Annotated in this window: 14 protein-coding genes and 1 pseudogene; 12 read left to right on the forward strand and 3 right to left on the reverse strand. The window is 47.4% G+C overall.

Annotation, left to right across the window (positions count from 1 at the left end):
* The 4 genes and pseudogenes from B5F53_RS04380 (at position 1) to B5F53_RS04395 (ending at position 4,735) form a co-directional block, all read left to right on the forward strand.
* Positions 1–1,251 carry a glutamate-5-semialdehyde dehydrogenase gene (locus B5F53_RS04380; protein ID WP_087220342.1) on the forward strand — a complete coding sequence of 417 codons (1,251 nt, stop codon included), beginning with the start codon at positions 1–3 and terminating at the stop codon, positions 1,249–1,251.
* A 120-nt stretch (positions 1,252–1,371) separates the two neighbouring features.
* Positions 1,372–3,426, forward strand: coding sequence for a hypothetical protein (locus B5F53_RS04385; RefSeq protein ID WP_087220345.1), 2,055 nt, complete (start codon positions 1,372–1,374; stop codon positions 3,424–3,426).
* Between the two features lie 102 nt (positions 3,427–3,528).
* A pseudogene (locus tag B5F53_RS20825) lies at positions 3,529–4,434 on the forward strand (DMT family transporter).
* A complete protein-coding gene (locus tag B5F53_RS04395; RefSeq protein WP_087220348.1) occupies positions 4,424–4,735 on the forward strand; it encodes a hypothetical protein in 312 nt (103 codons plus the stop codon). Before B5F53_RS20825 ends, B5F53_RS04395 begins: the two are co-directional and overlap by 11 nt.
* 77 nt (positions 4,736–4,812) lie before the next feature.
* On the opposite strand, the gene B5F53_RS04400 is transcribed toward B5F53_RS04395, so the two are convergent.
* Genes B5F53_RS04400 through B5F53_RS04410 form a run of 3 tightly spaced genes read right to left on the reverse strand, consistent with a single transcriptional unit; the run spans position 4,813 to position 7,217 of the window.
* Positions 4,813–5,541, reverse strand: coding sequence for an ABC transporter permease (locus tag B5F53_RS04400; protein WP_087220351.1), 729 nt, complete (start codon positions 5,539–5,541; stop codon positions 4,813–4,815).
* Positions 5,542–5,544: 3 nt separating this feature from the next.
* On the reverse strand, positions 5,545–6,303 hold the full coding sequence (locus B5F53_RS04405; protein ID WP_087220354.1) for an ABC transporter permease: 759 nt from the start codon (positions 6,301–6,303) through the stop codon (positions 5,545–5,547).
* Complete coding sequence (locus tag B5F53_RS04410; RefSeq protein WP_087220357.1) at positions 6,303–7,217, reverse strand: ABC transporter ATP-binding protein; 915 nt, start codon at positions 7,215–7,217, stop codon at positions 6,303–6,305. The genes B5F53_RS04405 and B5F53_RS04410 overlap by 1 nt, the downstream gene beginning before the upstream one ends.
* A 159-nt stretch (positions 7,218–7,376) precedes the next feature.
* Here B5F53_RS04410 and B5F53_RS04415 point away from each other — a divergent pair, with 159 nt between their 5' ends.
* The 8 genes from B5F53_RS04415 (at position 7,377) to B5F53_RS04450 (ending at position 18,579) form a co-directional block, all read left to right on the forward strand.
* Positions 7,377–8,081: a response regulator transcription factor gene (locus tag B5F53_RS04415; protein ID WP_087220360.1), complete on the forward strand. Its 705-nt coding sequence runs from the start codon at positions 7,377–7,379 to the stop codon at positions 8,079–8,081.
* A 10-nt stretch (positions 8,082–8,091) separates the two neighbouring features.
* Complete coding sequence (locus B5F53_RS04420; RefSeq protein ID WP_087220363.1) at positions 8,092–9,462, forward strand: sensor histidine kinase; 1,371 nt, start codon at positions 8,092–8,094, stop codon at positions 9,460–9,462.
* A 97-nt stretch (positions 9,463–9,559) separates the two neighbouring features.
* Positions 9,560–10,240: a TIGR00266 family protein gene (locus tag B5F53_RS04425; protein ID WP_087220366.1), complete on the forward strand. Its 681-nt coding sequence runs from the start codon at positions 9,560–9,562 to the stop codon at positions 10,238–10,240.
* Positions 10,241–10,360: 120 nt separating this feature from the next.
* Positions 10,361–11,815 (forward strand): tRNA (N6-isopentenyl adenosine(37)-C2)-methylthiotransferase MiaB, encoded by a 1,455-nt coding sequence (miaB, locus tag B5F53_RS04430; RefSeq protein WP_087220368.1) that lies wholly within the window; start codon positions 10,361–10,363, stop codon positions 11,813–11,815.
* Positions 11,815–14,448: a DNA mismatch repair protein MutS gene (mutS, locus tag B5F53_RS04435; protein WP_087220371.1), complete on the forward strand. Its 2,634-nt coding sequence runs from the start codon at positions 11,815–11,817 to the stop codon at positions 14,446–14,448. The genes miaB and mutS overlap by 1 nt, the downstream gene beginning before the upstream one ends.
* A gap of 5 nt (positions 14,449–14,453) precedes the next feature.
* Positions 14,454–16,322, forward strand: a complete 1,869-nt coding sequence (gene mutL, locus B5F53_RS04440; RefSeq protein WP_087220374.1) for a DNA mismatch repair endonuclease MutL — start codon at positions 14,454–14,456, stop codon at positions 16,320–16,322.
* A 17-nt stretch (positions 16,323–16,339) separates the two neighbouring features.
* Complete coding sequence (miaA, locus tag B5F53_RS04445) at positions 16,340–17,290, forward strand: tRNA (adenosine(37)-N6)-dimethylallyltransferase MiaA (protein ID WP_087220377.1); 951 nt, start codon at positions 16,340–16,342, stop codon at positions 17,288–17,290.
* Positions 17,287–18,579: a methionine gamma-lyase family protein gene (locus B5F53_RS04450; protein ID WP_087220380.1), complete on the forward strand. Its 1,293-nt coding sequence runs from the start codon at positions 17,287–17,289 to the stop codon at positions 18,577–18,579. The genes miaA and B5F53_RS04450 overlap by 4 nt, the downstream gene beginning before the upstream one ends.
* Positions 18,580–18,587 lie beyond the last annotated feature (8 nt).

An 18,587-nucleotide genomic window follows, 5' to 3' on the forward strand; every position in this document is an offset into this window, starting at 1 on the left:
ATGATGCAGGAACTGACATTGATTGGGAAAAATGCGAAAAAAGCGGAAGAATACATACGGAATCTGCAGACCAGTGTGAAAAATCAGGTTCTGAGACAGGCCGCCGCAGATCTGGAAAAACATGCAGAGGACATTTTAAAGGCCAATGAAAAGGATATGGAAGCCGGAAGGCAGAATCAGATGCCGGAAGGACTGCTGGATCGTCTGCTTCTGACCGAAGAGAGAATTGCCGGCATGGCAGAAGGACTTCGTCAGTTAGCGGATCTGGAAGATCCTGTGGGAGAAGTTTTAGGTATGAAGAAACGGCCTAACGGCCTTCTCATCGGACAGAAGAGAGTTCCCCTGGGGGTTATCGGCATCATCTATGAGGCCCGTCCCAACGTAACGGCGGACGCCTTCGGCCTGTGCTTTAAAACAGGAAACGTTGTGATTTTAAAGGGCGGAAGCGACGCCATTCATTCCAATATGGAAATCGTCTCCTGTATCCGCCGGACCCTGAGAAAATTCCAGGTGGAGGAAGACGCCATCCAGTTAATTACTTCCACTGACCGGGAGACGACCGGAGCATTTATGAAAATGAATGAATATGTGGACGTTCTGATTCCCCGGGGAGGCCGCGGTCTGATTAAAGCGGTTGTTAATCAGAGCACCATTCCTGTCATTGAAACAGGGACAGGAAACTGTCATATTTATGTGGACGAAAGCGCGGATCTGGAAGCGGCGGCAGCCATTGTCATCAATGCCAAAACCCAGAGAGTGGGGGTCTGCAATGCCTGTGAATCTCTGTTGGTACATGAAAGCGTGAAAGGGGATTTCCTTCCTGTTCTGGCACAGCAGTTAGCAGAAAAAAGGGTGGAGATCCGGGGCGACGAAGAAGTATGCCGGATCCTTCCGGGAGCAAAGAAAGCCACAGAAGAAGACTGGGGAACAGAATATCTGGACTATATTCTTTCCATTAAAACCGTATCTTCCGTGGAGGAGGCCATTGAACATATTAACCGCTATAATACGGGACATTCCGAGGCGATTATCACCAACCACTACGATCATGCACAGAAATTCCTGGATGAGGTGGATGCAGCGGCTGTCTATGTAAATGCTTCCACACGTTTCACAGACGGATTTGAGTTCGGATACGGAGCGGAAATCGGAATCAGCACCCAGAAGCTCCATGCCAGAGGCCCCATGGGACTCCTTGCACTGACCACCACCAAATATATCATCTACGGAAACGGACAAATCAGAGAATAGCTGCTGTTTTACGAATAGTTTATACAATCTTAATGGATTTTCCAAAAGATGTGTGGTATACTGTGAAAGAGTATTGATTTATGACTTAGTATTTTTTATTAGTTTAACAGGAGGCACAAAATGCGAAAAGAGAAGTTATTTGCTTTAGCATTAGCAGGTATATTGGCAGTAAGCTCTGCACCGGCAGTTTTTGCGGCTGAGGCAGATCCTACCGGAGTGGAAGATAGTTCTGGTGACCAGGAAGAGGCTGCGGATTCAGAGAATCCCGAAGAGGAGGAAACTGGAAATCCTGAAGAGGAAGAACCTACGGAAGAAGACACTTCAGAGACAGACGGAAACGAGGCTGACAATCCATCTGCAAACCCGGAAGATGTCGGAGCAGAGAATAGTATAAATAATTCACCAGGGGCAAATGTCCCTGCCGAACAGGCTGATACAGATGCAGACCAAGTTCCTGTAGTAAATTCAGCGAAAAGCTTACAGGAAGAGATTAATAAATTGGCTTCCGCCGCCAATAAAACCGGAGAAATCCGGGTGAATGCAGATTTTGCACTGGACAGTACGATTACCGTTCCGGCAGGAGTGACCGTAACGTTAGCAGCTAAAGAAAAACAGGTGACTCTGTCAAGAGCTGCAGGATTTAAAGGCGCAATGTTTGATGTGAAAGGCAGTTTAACTGTCGGCACCGATAATAACGCAGATCCTGTTTTGATTATTAACGGATCCCTGAAAGAGGGAGAAGCAGACGGTTCTATCTTAAATGTTTCCGGTTCCCTTACTATGAAGAATAACGTTACTTTATCAGGAAATAAAACTTCTGAAAAGGTAAAAGGCGGAGCAATCTATAATACCGGTTCCCTTCATATAAACGGCGGGGTTATTAAAGATAACACCTCCGGTAACGGCGGAGCAATCTATTCAGAAAAAACAATTTATATTTCTGGTTCTGCAAAAATATATAATAATCAAAAAAGAGATAATAAAACAAAAGATAATATAGTGCTCAAGAAGGGAAGCGTCCTCTGTTTAGAGGGAAAATTGACAGCGGGAGCGAATGTGGCGTTCCATATTGACGGTGATGTATCAGCCGATGATACCGTTGTTCAGACAACGAATAAGCCCAATTGGATTAAAACGGCAGTCAATGAAAATAAACTGTCCTATGAAGGAAGAGCGGATGTTGTTCTCGGCACAGACGGTCGTGTACAGATAAAGAGAATTCCTGTTGTAGCAGATGTAAATGATTACACTACTCCTGATAAAAAGAGCGAGTATAAACCTGGGGAATCTATCAAATATGAAGTAGTTGGTGCCGGATTTGACAATACAGAACCTGGAGAAGATGATGTCCGTTGGAAACCATACAGTTTCACCGTCAGCAGCGAAAAAGTGTGGGCCGATGGACTTAACCAATATATCATAAGTGGTTATCAAGCACCAAAGGATACAGAGTTTGGCGATGATGAATACATAATTATCAATATTACAATTACCTTTATTAAGCAGACTTATCAAAATGGCGAGTGGGTCACTGGTTCAGAAAAACAGTCTGTTCAGGATCCGATTACTTTAGCCAAAGGAGACTCCTCTTCTACACCTGCAGGCGCCACAATTCATAAAGCTTCCGATAATGAAGTGGATGTTGAGAAAAAGGATGTACCGAAAAATACGCCCATTAAATTTGAAGCTATCGGTGCAGGAATGGATGCTGATGAAAAAAAATTAGTTGAAGGAAGTAACCGTTGGAAGCCCATACGCTGGGGTGTGGAGGGAATTGACGAAAAAGAATTTACAGAAGATGAGCATAAAGAAAAAGATTATAGTAAAAGTATATCCACAAAAACCAGCAGTTTTAAAGTTAATAGTGAATATGAACTTTATGTGGTTTTCCAGGAAGAAACATTTGAAAATGGTGTGTGGGTAGAAGTAGCTGATTCTACAGATACAATATCCAAACCCATTAAGATTACAAAAGCACCTACTGCAACACCAACGAAAAAAGTCACCAAGAAACCTACTATAACCTCTAAGGGAAGCAAGAGCAATACCAAGAAAGCCAGCAACACCAAGACCGGCGATGAATCTCCGATTCTTCCGCTGACTGTTCTCTGTATGGCGTCTCTGGCTACGGGTGGATATGTGTTAGTACGCAGAAGAAAAAAATCTGAAAATTAAAGAGAAAATTAAGGAATAGCAAGGGAAAAGAACTATTACAGAACTACCATTTCTATGATAGTTCTTTTTCCATGTAAGAAGGAAGAACAGCAGGAGGAGACCATGGAGAGAACGAGACGGGCAGGAACCATTGCCGCTGTGTTTACAATTTTAATCTGGGGAACGACTTTTATTTCTACCAAAATTCTTTTACAGGATTTTCAGCCGGTGGAAATTTTATTTTTCCGTTTCTTTCTGGGGATTCTTGCCCTGTATCTGGTTTACCCGCACAGGCTGGTCTTAAAGGAGAAGAAACAGGAACTGGTCTTTGCCGGGGCGGGAATCTGCGGAGTGACCTTATATTATTTACTGGAGAACATTGCTCTGACCTATACAACTGCATCCAATATCAGCGTCATCCTATCCAGTGCGCCGCTGTTTACAGGAATTGTGATTGCCGTTTTTTGCAAAGAGGAAAAACTCCACTGGAATTTCTGGCTGGGATTTGTGGTCGCCATGGCTGGAATTGCAGTCATCAGTTTCCAGGGCGGACAGGAAGTGCAGATGAATCCCCTGGGAGATTTACTGGCCATTCTGGCGGCCGTAGTCTGGGCCTTTTATTCTTATTTTGTGAAAAAAATAGGAACCTAAGGATATGATACCATTCCTTCCACCAGGCGGATTTTCGTTTACGGGCTGATTTTTATGCTGCCGGCCCTGTATTTTTCGGATTTCCATCTTCAACTGGAACGCTTCAGAAATCCGGTGTATCTTTTTCAGATTGCATTTCTGGGACTGGGCGCTTCCGCCGCCTGTTTTGTGACCTGGAATTTCGCTGTGAAAGCTCTGGGGGCGGTGAAAACAAGTATCTACATCTATCTGGTTCCGGTCATTACGATTCTGGCGGCAGTCCCCATTCTTCATGAGCCGTTTACCTTTATGACGGGACTGGGAACCCTTTTAACCTTATTTGGTCTGGTTTTATCAGAAAGAAAAATAAAGAAAGAAGGCGAAAAAGTTGGAAAATAAACAGGAAGAAAAACTGATGGAATTAGTACAGAAACAACAGAAACTGCTGCGGATACTCTGCGCCCTGCTGCTGGTTCTTGCCCTGGCAATCGGCGGCGGATGTACCTATGCGGGAATGAAAATCCAGGGTCTGATAGAAGAAATGAGCGAAAGCCGGCAGCAGCTGGAAGAACTTCAGAAACTGACGGAAGATGTGGATCTGGAACAGCTCGCAGACGCCCTGGGAAGCCTGCAGGATCTCCAGAATACCCTAAATACCGTAAAGGATGCCATTGGATCTTTCTCTATTTTCGGCGGATAAAGAATGTGCACAAATCAAAAATGACAGGAGCGCTCCCTGTGTGCGGAGTCCCCTGTCATTTTTATTTTGACCTTTTGTTATGCTTTGACATCGGATTTTTTTAAGATCCAGATTCCCAGAAAGGCAAAGAGTATCAGATAGAACAGACTGCTGGCGAAAAACAATATACCGGAATCCACCATATCCTTATCCCGGTTGGCGTTCATTCCCAAAATCAGCAGAGAATAGGGATATAAGAAGGCTTTTTGGGAATTTACCGCCACAAGCCCCAGGATACTGCCCACAGCCGACAGCCCCACAGGCAGGGCGAAGCTTCGGATAACCATAGCCAGAAGGGTCTGCAGGGCGGTGATGGCTAAAGCGGCTAAGGTTCCCCGCAGCATCCAGAAAAAGATGGGGGCAGGAGGAAGCCCTGTAAGTCCCACGGCCTTTCCGGTAACAAGAAAGAGAAAGAACATCCAGACCTGAGTCAAAATAGATACAGAAAAGGCGGCAGCCATTTTCCCTAAAAAGATGTTTCGCACAGGAACCGGGTAAGTCAGCAGGGCATTTCGGTTGTGGCCGAAATTCTCCACTCTCCATAAATAACCGCAGTAAATGGCAATCATGGGCGCGAAGAAAAAGTTGGAGTAAAACAGGGATTCCTGGGTCCACAGACTGTACCACTCAGCCGAAAGGACTCCCAAATTGTTCAGATAATTCTGGCTTCCCATCAATGCCGGAATCAGGGGCAAGAGGAAAAAAGCGATCCAGATAAACGAGCGTTTTAATTTCAAATGTTCTGCCTTGATACATACTGTAAGCATAGATTAAACCTCCTTTTTCAGAAACAGATGTTTTCCTGTCAGATAGACTGCAATTCCAAAGACCATAAGGATTGCCAGCCATGGCCAGGGCAGGTCAATGAGGTAGTAAAGGGCGGTTTCAGAAGCTTTATCGTAATGCAAATTCACCGGACACAGGGTGATGTAGTATCCCCAGGGAAAGAGAAAACGCAAAGGCAGATCCGGGAAAAAAGCAGTGAAAATTCCGATAAAGGTTCCGAACAGCCCGATAAACAGCGGCATCAGCGGATTTTTCATCAGCAGAGACAAAGATTGCTGAAGAATATAAAGGGCCGTATCAATGCAGAAGAATCCAAGAAACATAAAGTTTAAGGAGCTCCAGGGTACAGGCTGTGTCACATGTATAATCTGGCCGATTACCAGAACAAAGGTATACTGAATGAGGTTCATTGCCAGAATATAAGTGACATTGATAAAGATTTTGTTTTTAAAGAGGCTGGATCTGCTCTGCATAGTAAACAGCAGTTTCCAGGTATCGCCTTTTGCCTCTATATCACAGATTCTGCTGGCGCAGGCGGCCAGAATCACCGGCAGAAACATCTGGTTTACCAGACTCAGGGAAAGGATCAGATAATTGTATCCGGTCAGGGTTTCCTGCTCTGAGAAAGGATTTCTCAGCAGGGTGGCTGTATTCCAGAGAAGGATAATCAGGATGGCCACCACATAGAGCAGCCACAGTTTTCTGCGGTGTATTTTTTTCCATTCTGCAAAAAAGTGGATCATCACAGGCTCACCTGCCTTCCTGTAAGAGAGAGGAAGATTTCTTCCAGGGATTTCTCCTTTTCTTCCAGCCGTAAAAGTCCCACTTTGTTTTCCACCAGATAGGCGGCCAGTTGTGCAGTATTTCTGTCGTTGGTCTCCGGAAGCAGCAGATACCCTTCCTGAGACTGGCAGGTCAGACCCATGCTCTCCAACAGGTGCAGGGCGGCCGGATTGTTGTCAGTTTTCAGTTTGAGCTGTCTCTGGCTGTGTTTTTTCAGTTCTTCCATGGTTCCCTGGAAAATCAGCGAGCCTTTGTGAATGATTCCGGTATGGGTGGTCATCTGCTGGATTTCACTGAGCAGATGGCTGGATACCATCACGGTAATCCCGTATTTTTCCGGAAGGGAACAGATGAGTTCCCGCATTTCCTGGATTCCCGCAGGATCCAGTCCGTTGGTAGGCTCATCCAGTAAGAGCAGATCCGGCTGCCCGATTAAGGCCGCTGCCAGACCCAGCCGCTGTTTCATTCCCAGAGAATAGTGCCCGGCCTTCTTATTCTGCTGTTTTTCCATACGGACAATGGCCAGGACCCGGTCGATGTCGGATTCCGGCACATTTTTCATCATGCAGACCAGAGCCAGGTTTTCTCTTCCGGTCAGGTGGGCGTAATACGAAGGAGATTCAATCAGAGAACCGGTAGACTTTAAAATGGAGAGCCGGTTTCTGGAATTCAGAGGCTTTCCTAAGATAGAAACGGAACCCTGGGTAGGTTTTACCAGACCCAGAAGCATTTTCATGGTGGTGCTTTTTCCGGCGCCGTTTGGCCCTAAAAAGCCGTAAATACTCTGGAAGGGAACTTTTAAATGAATGTGGTTGACACAGAGAGTTTTCTGATAGGATTTGGTTAATCCGCTGGTTTCAATTGCGTAGGTCATTGTTTTCATCCTTTCTTTTTCGTTTCTGTAAGAACTACTATAGAGCCTTCTCCTTACAGACCCATGAAGCCATCCTTACTTTTACCTTACTTTTCAGAAAGAACGGTAGCGGATTTGAGAAAATGTCTTTATAATTCTTATATAAGGAGGAACGAGTTTATGAAAGATCTGTATGAAAGCCGGATTCTGCTGGTAGATGACCAGCCGGAGCTTTGCCGGATGGTCATGGAAATATTAAAGAAAGCGGGATATAAAAACACCCGCTGCGTCTATAATCTGAAAGAAGCCAGGAACATACTGAACACTGCCCTTCCCGATCTCTGGCTGCTGGATGTGAATCTGCCGGACGGGGATGGTTTTACGTTCCTGCAGGAGCTGCGGGCTGTCTCCGGCTGTCCGGTTCTGTTTCTTTCCGCCAGGGATCAGGATGCGGATCGTCTTCTGGGACTGGGGCTGGGAGCGGATGATTATATTACGAAGCCCTTCCTTCCCAGGGAGCTGGTGCTGCGGGTGGCCAATGTGCTGAAACGGACCTACCAGCCCTTTGTGCAGAAGGAGGAGCAGACAAAGATTCACCTGGGAGAGAAGACCGTGGACTTTGCCGGCGGGACCGTGGAGCAGGCGGGGAAGGAGACAGCCCTGACGGCCAAGGAACTGCTGATTTTACAGAAACTGGCTGACAACCGGGGAAATATTGTCACTTTTGACGCCTTATGCGAAACCCTGTGGGGAGATAATTACTATGGATATGAAAATACTCTGATGGTTCATATCCGTCGTCTCCGGGAGAAAATTGAAGAAAACCCTTCGTCGCCCAGGTATCTGCTGACGGTAAGGGGACTTGGCTACAAACTGGCGAAATAGGAGAGCAGGGATGAAAGGATTACTGAAAATATATCGAAATTATATGGTCACTGCACTGCTGATCTTTCTTTTAATTCTGGTGGTAAATTTTACTGCTTTTATGGGATACGCCTTTTACCATCTGGAGAAAGACGGGGAGTATTCAGCCGGAAAAATCTTTTTTCGCAATGTGGCGGATGAGATTTTGGAGCGGGATGGAGATGCCTGGAAACTCAGTGCGCAGGGCGTACAGTTTGTAGAGAGCAATCAGAGCAGATTCCTTATGCTGCTGTCAGAGGAGGGAGAGATTCTCTATTCCTGGAATCTTCCTAAGGAGCTTGCGAAAACCTATTCTCTGTCTGACGTGGCTTCTTTTTCCCGCTGGTACCTGATGGATTATCCGGTCTATGTCTGGAGTACCGAAGACGGACTGCTGGTGGCAGGTAAGGAAAAGGGAAGCGTTGCCCGCTATAATATGGTTTATTCCATGCAGGACTTAACCACCCTGATGAATGCAATTCCCCTGTTCCTGCTGTGGAATCTGTTTTTATTTCTTTTAATTCTTCTGTTTCTGGGAAGACGGTTTTACCGTTCTCTGCTGCCGGTAAGCAACGGTATCGAGGATCTTACCAGGGGAAAAGCCATCCATCTGAACGCAAAAGGAGCCTTAAAAGACCTGGTGGAAAAATTAAACCAGACCTCCCGTCTTCTGCAAAAGCAGCGAAAGGAGATTGAACGCCGGGATAACGCCCGCACCGAGTGGATTTCCGGGGTCTCCCATGATATTCGCACCCCTCTGTCTGTGATTATGGGATATGCAGACAGTCTGGAATCCGACGAGTCACTGCCGGCAGAAAGTCAGAGACAGGCAGGGATGATTAAAGAACAGAGCCTGAAAATCAAAAAGCTGATCGAGGATTTGAATCTGACTTCCCGGCTCACTTATCAGATGCAGCCTCTGAGAAAACAGACCTACCGTCCCAGCGCCTTTATCCGAAAAATTCTGACTTCCTATCTGAATCAGATGGAAGAGGAGAAATACCAACTGCTTCTGGAAATTGATCCCCGGCTGGAGAGCTGCCAGGCCCGGGGGGATGTGTCGCTTCTGGAACGGGCAGTGGAGAATCTTCTGAATAATTCCATCAGCCACAATCCTCAGGGATGCCGAATCTGGATAAACGCCACAAGAAAGGAAGAGAGGTTTCAGATTCAGATTCGGGACGACGGAGTGGGAATTCCCGGAGAGGTTTACCGGTTTATTCAGGGAGAGACAAACGATCCCGGCAAGGTGCATGTCATGGGACTGCATCTGGCCAAACAGATTGTGGTCTCCTGCGGCGGGAATTTTCGGATCTGTCCGGATTTGCACACCATTGAGATGGAACTTCCAATTTCTGACTAAATCAGAAATTTTCCCGATTTTGTTGAAATACTTTTTCCTGCTGTGTTAAAATGTTGCATATAAAAGGATCGAAAAACACAGCAGAAAGGGGAAACATATGAGATATAAAATAGAAGGGGAAACCTTACCGGTAGTAATCTGTGAACTGGAAGACGGGGAATCTATGATAACGGAAAAAGGAGCCATGGCCTGGATGTCTCCCAACATGGAGATGGAGACCAATACCGGAGGCATTGGAAAAGCCTTTGGACGGCTGTTTTCCGGCGAGGCCATGTTCCGCAATATTTATACGGCCAGAAACGGTAACGGGCTGATTGCTTATGCATCCAGCTTTCCCGGTTCCATTAAAGTATTCCAGATTGGACCGGGACAGGAGTACGTCCTTCAGAAAAGCGCCTTCCTGGCTTCTGAGGCCAGTGTGGATCTGAGTGTTTTCTTCCAGAAGAAGCTCGGATCCGGATTTTTCGGAGGCGAGGGATTCATCATGCAGAAGGTATCCGGAAACGGACTGGTATTCGCAGAATTTGACGGCCATATTGTAGAGTATCAGCTTCAGCCGGGACAGCAGATGGTGGTTGATACCGGGTATCTGGCAGCCATGTCTGCAAGCTGTCAGATTGACGTGGTAACAGTACCCGGAGTGAAAAATATGCTCTTCGGAGGAGAGGGCGTCTTTAATACCATTGTAACAGGCCCCGGAAACATCTGGCTGCAGACCATGCCTCTTTCCAATGTGGCCGGTGTGCTTCGTCCCTATTTTCCTTCAGGAAGCAACTAAAAACAGAACAGGAATCGAAAAGAGCAGGATGTCAGATAAGGCATCCTCTCTTTTATGGCTTTACTTTTTTTTTCGATTCAGTTACAATCATATGGATAAACATGGAATAGGGGAAAAAATATGTTCAACGAAATAGATTTAAGTCAGATCGATCTCACAGCGGCCGCTCCTGCAGAAGAACCGGAGCGCCAGTATTATTTTATGGCTCTGGCCAGAACCCGGACCGAAGAGTTGAAAAAGGAGTTAAGCAGACCCTTAACCGCTCATATTGAAACCTTCGGCTGCCAGATGAATTTTAAAGATTCTGAGAAGCTGCAGGGTATCCTGGAAGAGATGGGATACACCCTGATTGATACCGAGGAGGCGGATTTCGTCATCTATAATACCTGCACGGTACGGGAGAACGCCAATCTGCGTGTCTACGGAAGACTGGGGTATCTTCATAGTCTGAAGAAGAAAAATCCTCAGATGATGATCGCTCTTTGCGGCTGTATGATGCAGGAACCCCAGGTGGTAGAGAAATTAAAGACCAGTTATTCCTTTGTGGATCTGATTTTCGGAACCCATAACATTTATAAACTTCCGGAACTGGTTTCCCATGCCCTGGAAGTCCGCGGGGAGAAACGGATGATTATTGACATCTGGAAAGATACGGATCAGATTGTGGAAGATCTGCCCAGCGAGCGGAAATACTTCTTTAAATCCGGTGTAAATATCATGTTCGGCTGCAACAATTTCTGCAGTTACTGCATTGTTCCCTATGTAAGGGGCCGGGAGAGAAGCCGGGAACCGGAAGCCATCTTAAAAGAAATCCGAAGCCTTGCCGCTGACGGCGTTGTGGAGGTGATGCTTCTGGGACAGAACGTAAACTCTTACGGCAAGACCCTGAAAAATCCCATTACCTTCGCACAGCTTTTAAAAGAGGTGGAGAAGATTGACGGCATCGAAAGAATCCGTTTTATGACCTCTCACCCCAAGGATTTATCCGACGAGCTGATTCAGGTAATGGCAAAGAGCCGGAAAATCTGTCACCATCTGCACCTTCCCTTACAGTCGGGAAGCAGCCGGGTGTTAAAAGAAATGAACCGCCGGTACGACAAGGAAAAGTATCTGTCCCTGGTTGAGAAAATCCGGGAGAAAATCGACGATATTTCCCTGACTACAGATATTATTGTGGGATTCCCCGGGGAGACGGAGGAAGACTTTCAGGAGACTCTGGACGTGGTGAGAAAGGCGCAGTATGACACGGCCTTTACTTTTATCTATTCCAAGAGAAGCGGAACTCCTGCCGCCGCCATGGAAGACCAGGTTCCCCAGGAAGTGGTGAAAGACCGGTTTGACCGCCTGCTGGCTCTGGTACAGGAAATAGGAAGAGAACGTTCCTCCCGTTTCTTAAATACGGTTCAGGAAGTTTTAGTGGAAGAAAAGCAGTCTTCCCAGAAAGGCTATGTAACGGGCAGGATGATGCAGAATCTGTTGGTGCATTTCCCGGGAGAGGAAAGCCTGGTGGGTAAAACCGTACGGGTAAAATTAAAAGAATGTAAAGGTTTTTATTATATAGGAGAACAGGAATAATGGCTTTATCACCAATGATGCGGGAATATTTAAAAACCAAGGACGAATACAGGGACTGTATTTTACTGTACCGTCTGGGGGATTTCTATGAAATGTTTTTCGAGGATGCACTGACTGCATCCAGGGAACTGGAAATCACTCTGACAGGAAAAGACTGTGGTTTAGAAGAGCGTGCGCCCATGTGTGGCGTGCCTTTTCATGCTGTGGAAAATTATATTAACCGTCTGATTGAAAAAGGATACAAAGTTGCCATCTGCGAACAGGTGGAAGATCCCAAGAAGGCCAAAGGCCTGGTAAAACGGGAAGTGGTGCGGGTGGTTACGCCCGGAACTACCCTGGACGTAATGGCGCTGGACGAGACGAAGAATAATTATCTGATGTCCATTGTCTCTGTGGAAAACGGCTTTGGCTGTGCCATTGCAGATATTACCACCGGAGACTGTTATCTGACAGAGCTGGAAAAGCCCCAGAATCTCCTGGACGAAATTAATAAATTCGTCCCTGCGGAAATCATCTGCAACGACGCCTTTTTAATGAGTGGAATTGACGCGGAAGATCTGCGCCACCGTCTGAAAATCTGTATCTATACTCTGGACGCCTGGTACTTCGACGACGACCGCTGCCGCCAGACCCTGCGGGAGCATTTCCAGGTGGGAGCTCTGGAAGGGCTCGGTCTGGGAGATTATGACAGCGGAGTCATTGCGGCAGGCGCGCTGTTTCAGTATTTAATGGAAACCCAGAAATCGGCCATGACCCATATGACCTCCATTACCCCTTATCTGACGGAGAAGTTTATGCTCATTGACAGCTCCAGCAGACGGAACCTGGAACTGGTGGAAACCCTCCGGGAAAAGCAGAAGAGGGGCTCTCTTTTATGGGTGCTGGATAAGACCAAAACAGCCATGGGCGCCAGAATGCTGAGAAGTCAGGTGGAACAGCCCCTGATTGACAAAGAGGAGATTAACCGGAGACTGGAAGCTATAGAAGAACTCAACGACAAAGCCATGCTTCGGGAGGAGATTCGGGAATATCTTTCTCCCATTTACGATTTGGAACGTCTCATCAGCCGGATCAGCTATCAGACCGCCAATCCCAGGGATATGGTATCTTTTTCCGGTTCTCTGGCCATGCTTCCCCATATCCGCCTGCTGTTAAAAGAATTTGAGAGTCCTCTTCTTAAGGAAATCTATGAGGATATGGATGCTCTGGAGGATGTTACCGACTTAATTCACCGGGCCATCATTGAGGAACCGCCTCTGTCCATGCGGGACGGGGGGATCATTAAAGAGGGATACCACGAAGACGTGGACAATTACCGGGAATCCAAATCCAACGGAAAGAAATGGCTTTCGGATCTGGAAGCCCGGGAGAGGGAACGCACCGGGATTAAGACCCTGCGGATTAAATTCAACCGGGTTTTCGGCTATTCTCTGGAAGTGACCAACTCCTTTAAGGATCTGGTGCCGGAAGAATACGTAAGGAAACAGACCCTGACCAATGCGGAACGATATATTACCCAGGAGCTGAAAAATCTGGAAGATATGATTTTAGGAGCGGAAGATAAACTCTATGCTCTGGAATACGAACTGTTCTGCGACGTCCGCAAAAGGGTGGGAGATCAGGTGCTCCGGATTCAGAAGACAGCCAAGGCCGTGGCGGCTCTGGACGTGCTGGCTTCTCTGTCTGTGGTGGCACAGCGAAACCATTATGTCCGGCCCTCCATCAATCAGAGCGGCGTCCTGGATATTAAGGAGGGCCGCCATCCGGTGGTGGAGCAGATGATTGAAAACGATATGTTTATTTCCAATGACACCTATCTGGACAATCAAAAGCAGAGAGTCTCCATTATTACAGGCCCCAATATGGCAGGAAAATCCACCTATATGCGCCAGACGGCGCTGATTGTGCTTATGGCCCAGATTGGAAGCTTCGTTCCGGCGAAAAAAGCCAACATCGGAATTGTGGATCGGATTTTCACCCGTGTGGGAGCCTCCGATGATCTGGCCAGCGGACAGAGTACTTTCATGGTGGAAATGACAGAGGTGGCCAATATTCTCAGAAACGCCACCAATAAAAGTCTGCTGATTCTGGATGAAATCGGCAGAGGCACCAGTACCTTCGACGGCCTGTCCATCGCCTGGGCGGTGATAGAACACATCAGTAATACGAAACTTCTGGGGGCGAAAACCCTGTTTGCCACCCACTATCATGAGCTGACGGAACTGGAAGGGAAAATCCCCGGGGTTCACAACTACTGTATCGCCGTAAAGGAAAAGGGGGACGACATTGTCTTTCTGCGAAAGATCGTAAAAGGCGGCGCAGATAAAAGCTACGGAATCCAGGTGGCGAAACTGGCCGGCGTTCCGGAGACGGTTCTCTCCAGAGCCAGAGAACTGGTGGAAGAGCTCAGCGATGCAGATATTACGGCAGCGGTAAAAGATTTAACCGCACCCAAAAAGAAAACGAAAATTACCTATGATTCCGTGGACATGGCACAGATGTCCCTGTTTGACACGGTACAGGATAATGATATTATAGAAGAAATCAAAGAGCTGGACGTAAGCAACTTAACGCCCATGGAGGCGCTGAACATTTTATACCAGCTTCAGAACAAGATTAAGAACAGGTGGTGAAGACCGTGAGAAAGATTGCAGTTCTGGATCAGAATACCATTGATAAAATCGCCGCGGGAGAAGTGGTGGAACGCCCTTCTTCTGTGGTCAAAGAACTTGTGGAAAACGCCATAGACGCCGACGCCACTGCCATTACTGTGGAAATTAAAGAAGGGGGCAAGAAATTAATCCGGATTACAGATAATGGAACCGGACTGGAAAAGGAACAGGTGCCCCTTGCTTTTTACCGCCATGCCACAAGTAAAATTAAACAGGTGGAAGATCTGGAACATATCGCTTCCCTGGGGTTTCGGGGAGAGGCTCTCTCCAGTATTGCAGCCGTATCTCAGGTGGAACTGATTACGAAAACCCATACGGCCATCAGCGGCGTCCGTTATCTCATTGAGGGCGGACTGGAGAAATCTCTGGAAGAAATCGGTGCCCCGGACGGAACTACCCTGCTGGTACGCAATTTATTTTTCAATACCCCTGCCAGAAGCAAGTTTTTAAAAAGTGATACCACCGAGGCCGGTTATATCAGCAGTCTGATGGAACAACTGGCCTTATCCCATCCGGAGATTTCCTTTAAATATATTCAGAACGGCCAGGTTAAGCTGCATACTACGGGAAACTATCAGGTAAAAGATGTGATCTTTCACATTTACGGCCGGGAAGTGGCTAAAGAACTTCTGGAGGTACAGGAAGAAAATGAGTTTATGAAAATCCAGGGCTATATTGGAAAGCCCGGTATTTCCAGAGGAAACCGCTACTTTGAAAATTATTATATCAATGGCCGTTACGTAAAGGACAAGATCATAACCAAAGCCATTGAGGACGCTTACAAAGGCTTTCTGATGCAGCATCAGTTTCCTTTTGTCTCTCTTCAGATTACCATGGAGGGAAACGATCTGGACGTGAATGTACATCCCTCCAAACGGGAGGTGCGCTTCGCCAGAGGGCCGGAAGTTTACCGGATAATCTTTGAAACCGTAACCCGTGCTTTAAAAGAACGGGAGATGATTCCGGAAGTGAATCTGGATACAAAAGAAGAACGGCTGCAGAAGAAAAAAGAAGAGGCTCCCCCGGTGAGACTGACCCGTGGGGAAGTTCCGGAACCTTTTGAGACAAAACGAAAGGAAGCTCTGAATCAGAATGTTTCTGCCGGAAAGGTTTCCCTGCTAAGAGAAGAACCCTCTTATCCGGTCAGGCAGGAGATCGGGGAGAAACCCCGGATGGAAAGTCCGAAGGCGCCGGATCCAAAGCCGGAAGAAAAGCAGATGGAACTGTTTGACAGCCCTTTACTGACCCCAAAGGCCAGAGACCGCCACAGACTGGTGGGACAGCTCTTCGATACCTACTGGCTGGTGGAATACGGGGAGAAATTCTATATTATTGATCAGCATGCCGCCCATGAAAAAGTTTATTATGAGCGGTTTGTAAAACAGTTTGCCAGCCGGAAGCAGGAATCTCAGTATTTAAATCCTCCTCTGGTGGTAAGCCTGAATCTGCAGGAAGAAGAACGGCTGAAAGCAAATCTGTCCTATTTTCAGGAATCCGGATTTGAGATTGAACCCTTCGGCGGCAGAGAATACCGTATCTGTGCGGTTCCCGTGAATCTTTACGGCCTGACCGAACAGGACATCTTCCTGGAGATGCTGGATCATCTTTCGGCCGAAGAGGAGCCCAGGGCCCTGGAGATTTTCACCGGGCGTCTGGCCACCATGGCATGTAAGGCGGCGGTAAAAGGGAATCATCAATTGTCCGTGCAGGAGGCCAATGCTTTGATTGACGAACTGTTAAGTCTGGAAAACCCTTACCACTGTCCCCACGGAAGACCTACGATTATTTCTATGACAAAGACAGAGCTGGAAAAGAAGTTTAAACGAATTGTTTAGAGAAAGGGAGAAAAGAGTTGAAGAAGCCATTAATCGTATTGACAGGCCCCACTGCCGTGGGGAAAACCGCCCTTTCCATCGCCCTTGCCAAACGGGTGGGCGCGGAGATTATCTCGGCGGATTCCATGCAGGTTTATAAATATATGGACATCGGCTCAGCCAAAATCACCCCCTCCCAGATGCAGGGGGTTCCCCATTATCTGGTGGATACGCTGCTTCCAGAAGAGGAATTTCATGTGGTCCGCTTTCAGGAAATGGCCCGTCAGGCCATGGAGGACATTTATTCACGAGGAAAGATTCCCCTTCTGGTTGGGGGAACGGGATTTTATATTCAGGCGGTGACCCGGGACATTGATTTTACAGAAGGAAGGGAGAATCCGGCCTACCGAAAAGAGCTGGAAGAGCTTTCTGCTAAGGAGCTTCATGAGATGCTTATGGAAGTGGATCCGGTCAGCGCTTCTGAAATCCACGCCAACAATAAAAAGAGGGTGATTCGGGCCCTGGAATTTTACCGGGAGAACCACAGACCCATCTCCCTTCACAATCAGGAACAAAAGGAGAAGGAATCTCCCTATAATCTGGCTTATTTCGTCTTAAACGCCCCCAGACCCCTTCTCTATGAACGGATTGATCAGAGAGTGGATCAGATGATGGAAGAAGGTCTGCTGGAGGAAGTGAAGAAATTAAAGGAAATGGGGTACCATAAAGGAATGGTCTCCATGCAGGGACTGGGCTATAAGGAACTGCTGGCTTATCTGGAGGGAGAAACTTCTCTGGAAGAGGCTGTACGCATCATTAAGAGGGATACCCGGCATTTTGCCAAACGGCAGCTTACCTGGTTTCGCAGAGAGCCTGAGGTCATCTGGGTGGAAAAGGAAGACTTCGGGTATCAGGAAGAGAAGATTCTGGAATTTATGGATGAGATATTACAGAAAAAAGGGATTACACATAAAGGAGCTTGCAAATGAAAGTTGGAGAGATAGAAACTTTGTATCAGGAAATGGGGATTTCCCCGGAGGTTTTCCGCTTTGGGGAATCCATTGAGAAACAGTTGAAAGAACGTTTTGAGGAAATTGATAAACGGGCGGAATACAACCAGTTAAAGGTGGTTCAGGCCATGCAGAAAAACCGGGTGTGCGAAGCCTGCTTTTATCCATCCAGCGGATACGGATACAATGATCTGGGAAGGGAAACTCTGGAACAGGTCTATGCAGACACCTTCCATACGGAAAGCGCCCTGGTCCGGCCTCAGATTACCTGCGGGACCCATGCCCTGGCAGTGGCCTTATTCGGCAACCTCCGTCCGGGAGACGAACTTCTCTCCCCGGTGGGAAAACCTTACGACACCCTGGAAGAGGTAATTGGAATCCGGCCTTCCTGCGGTTCTCTGGCGGAATATGGCGTAACCTACCGTCAGGTGGAATTGTTAAAAGACGGTACCTTTGATTATGAGAAAATCAGAGAAGCCATCAATGAAAAAACGAAAATGGTAACTATTCAGCGTTCCAAGGGCTATCTGACCCGGCCTTCTTTCTCTGTGGAGCAAATCGGCCGGTTAATTACTTTTGTAAAAAGCATCAAACCGGATGTAATCTGTATGGTAGACAACTGCTACGGAGAATTCGTGGATGTGATCGAACCTACCGATGTGGGCGCTGATCTGATGGCCGGATCCCTGATTAAGAATCCGGGCGGCGGACTGGCTCCCATCGGCGGCTATATTGTGGGGAAAAAGGATCTGGTGGAAAACGCTTCCTACCGTCTGACTTCACCGGGACTGGGAAAAGAAGTGGGAGCAACCCTCGGGGTCAACCAGGCCTTCTTCCAGGGATTTTTCCTGGCGCCCACAGTGGTGAAATCTGCTCTGAAGGCCGCTGTTTTTGCGGCAAATATTTATGAACGTCTGGGATTTCCGGTAATTCCCGATGGAAAGGAACCGCGCCAGGATATTATCCAGGCAGTCACTCTGGGAACTCCCGAAGGAGTGATCGCTTTCTGCCAGGGAATCCAGGCCGGCTCTCCGGTGGACAGCTATGTGGCTCCGGAGCCCTGGGATATGCCCGGATACGACAGTGAGGTCATCATGGCGGCCGGCGCTTTCGTTCAGGGATCTTCCATTGAATTATCCGCAGACGGACCTATGAAACCGCCGTATGCGGTCTATTTCCAGGGAGGTCTCACCTGGGAACATGCAAAATACGGAATCTTAATGTCTTTACAGAAACTGGCGGAACAGAATCTTGTTTCTTTGAAGTAAGGAGGCAG

It is taken from the genome of Blautia sp. An249, assembly GCF_002159835.1.
GTDB classification, from domain to species: Bacteria; Bacillota; Clostridia; order Lachnospirales; family Lachnospiraceae; genus Blautia_A; species Blautia_A avistercoris.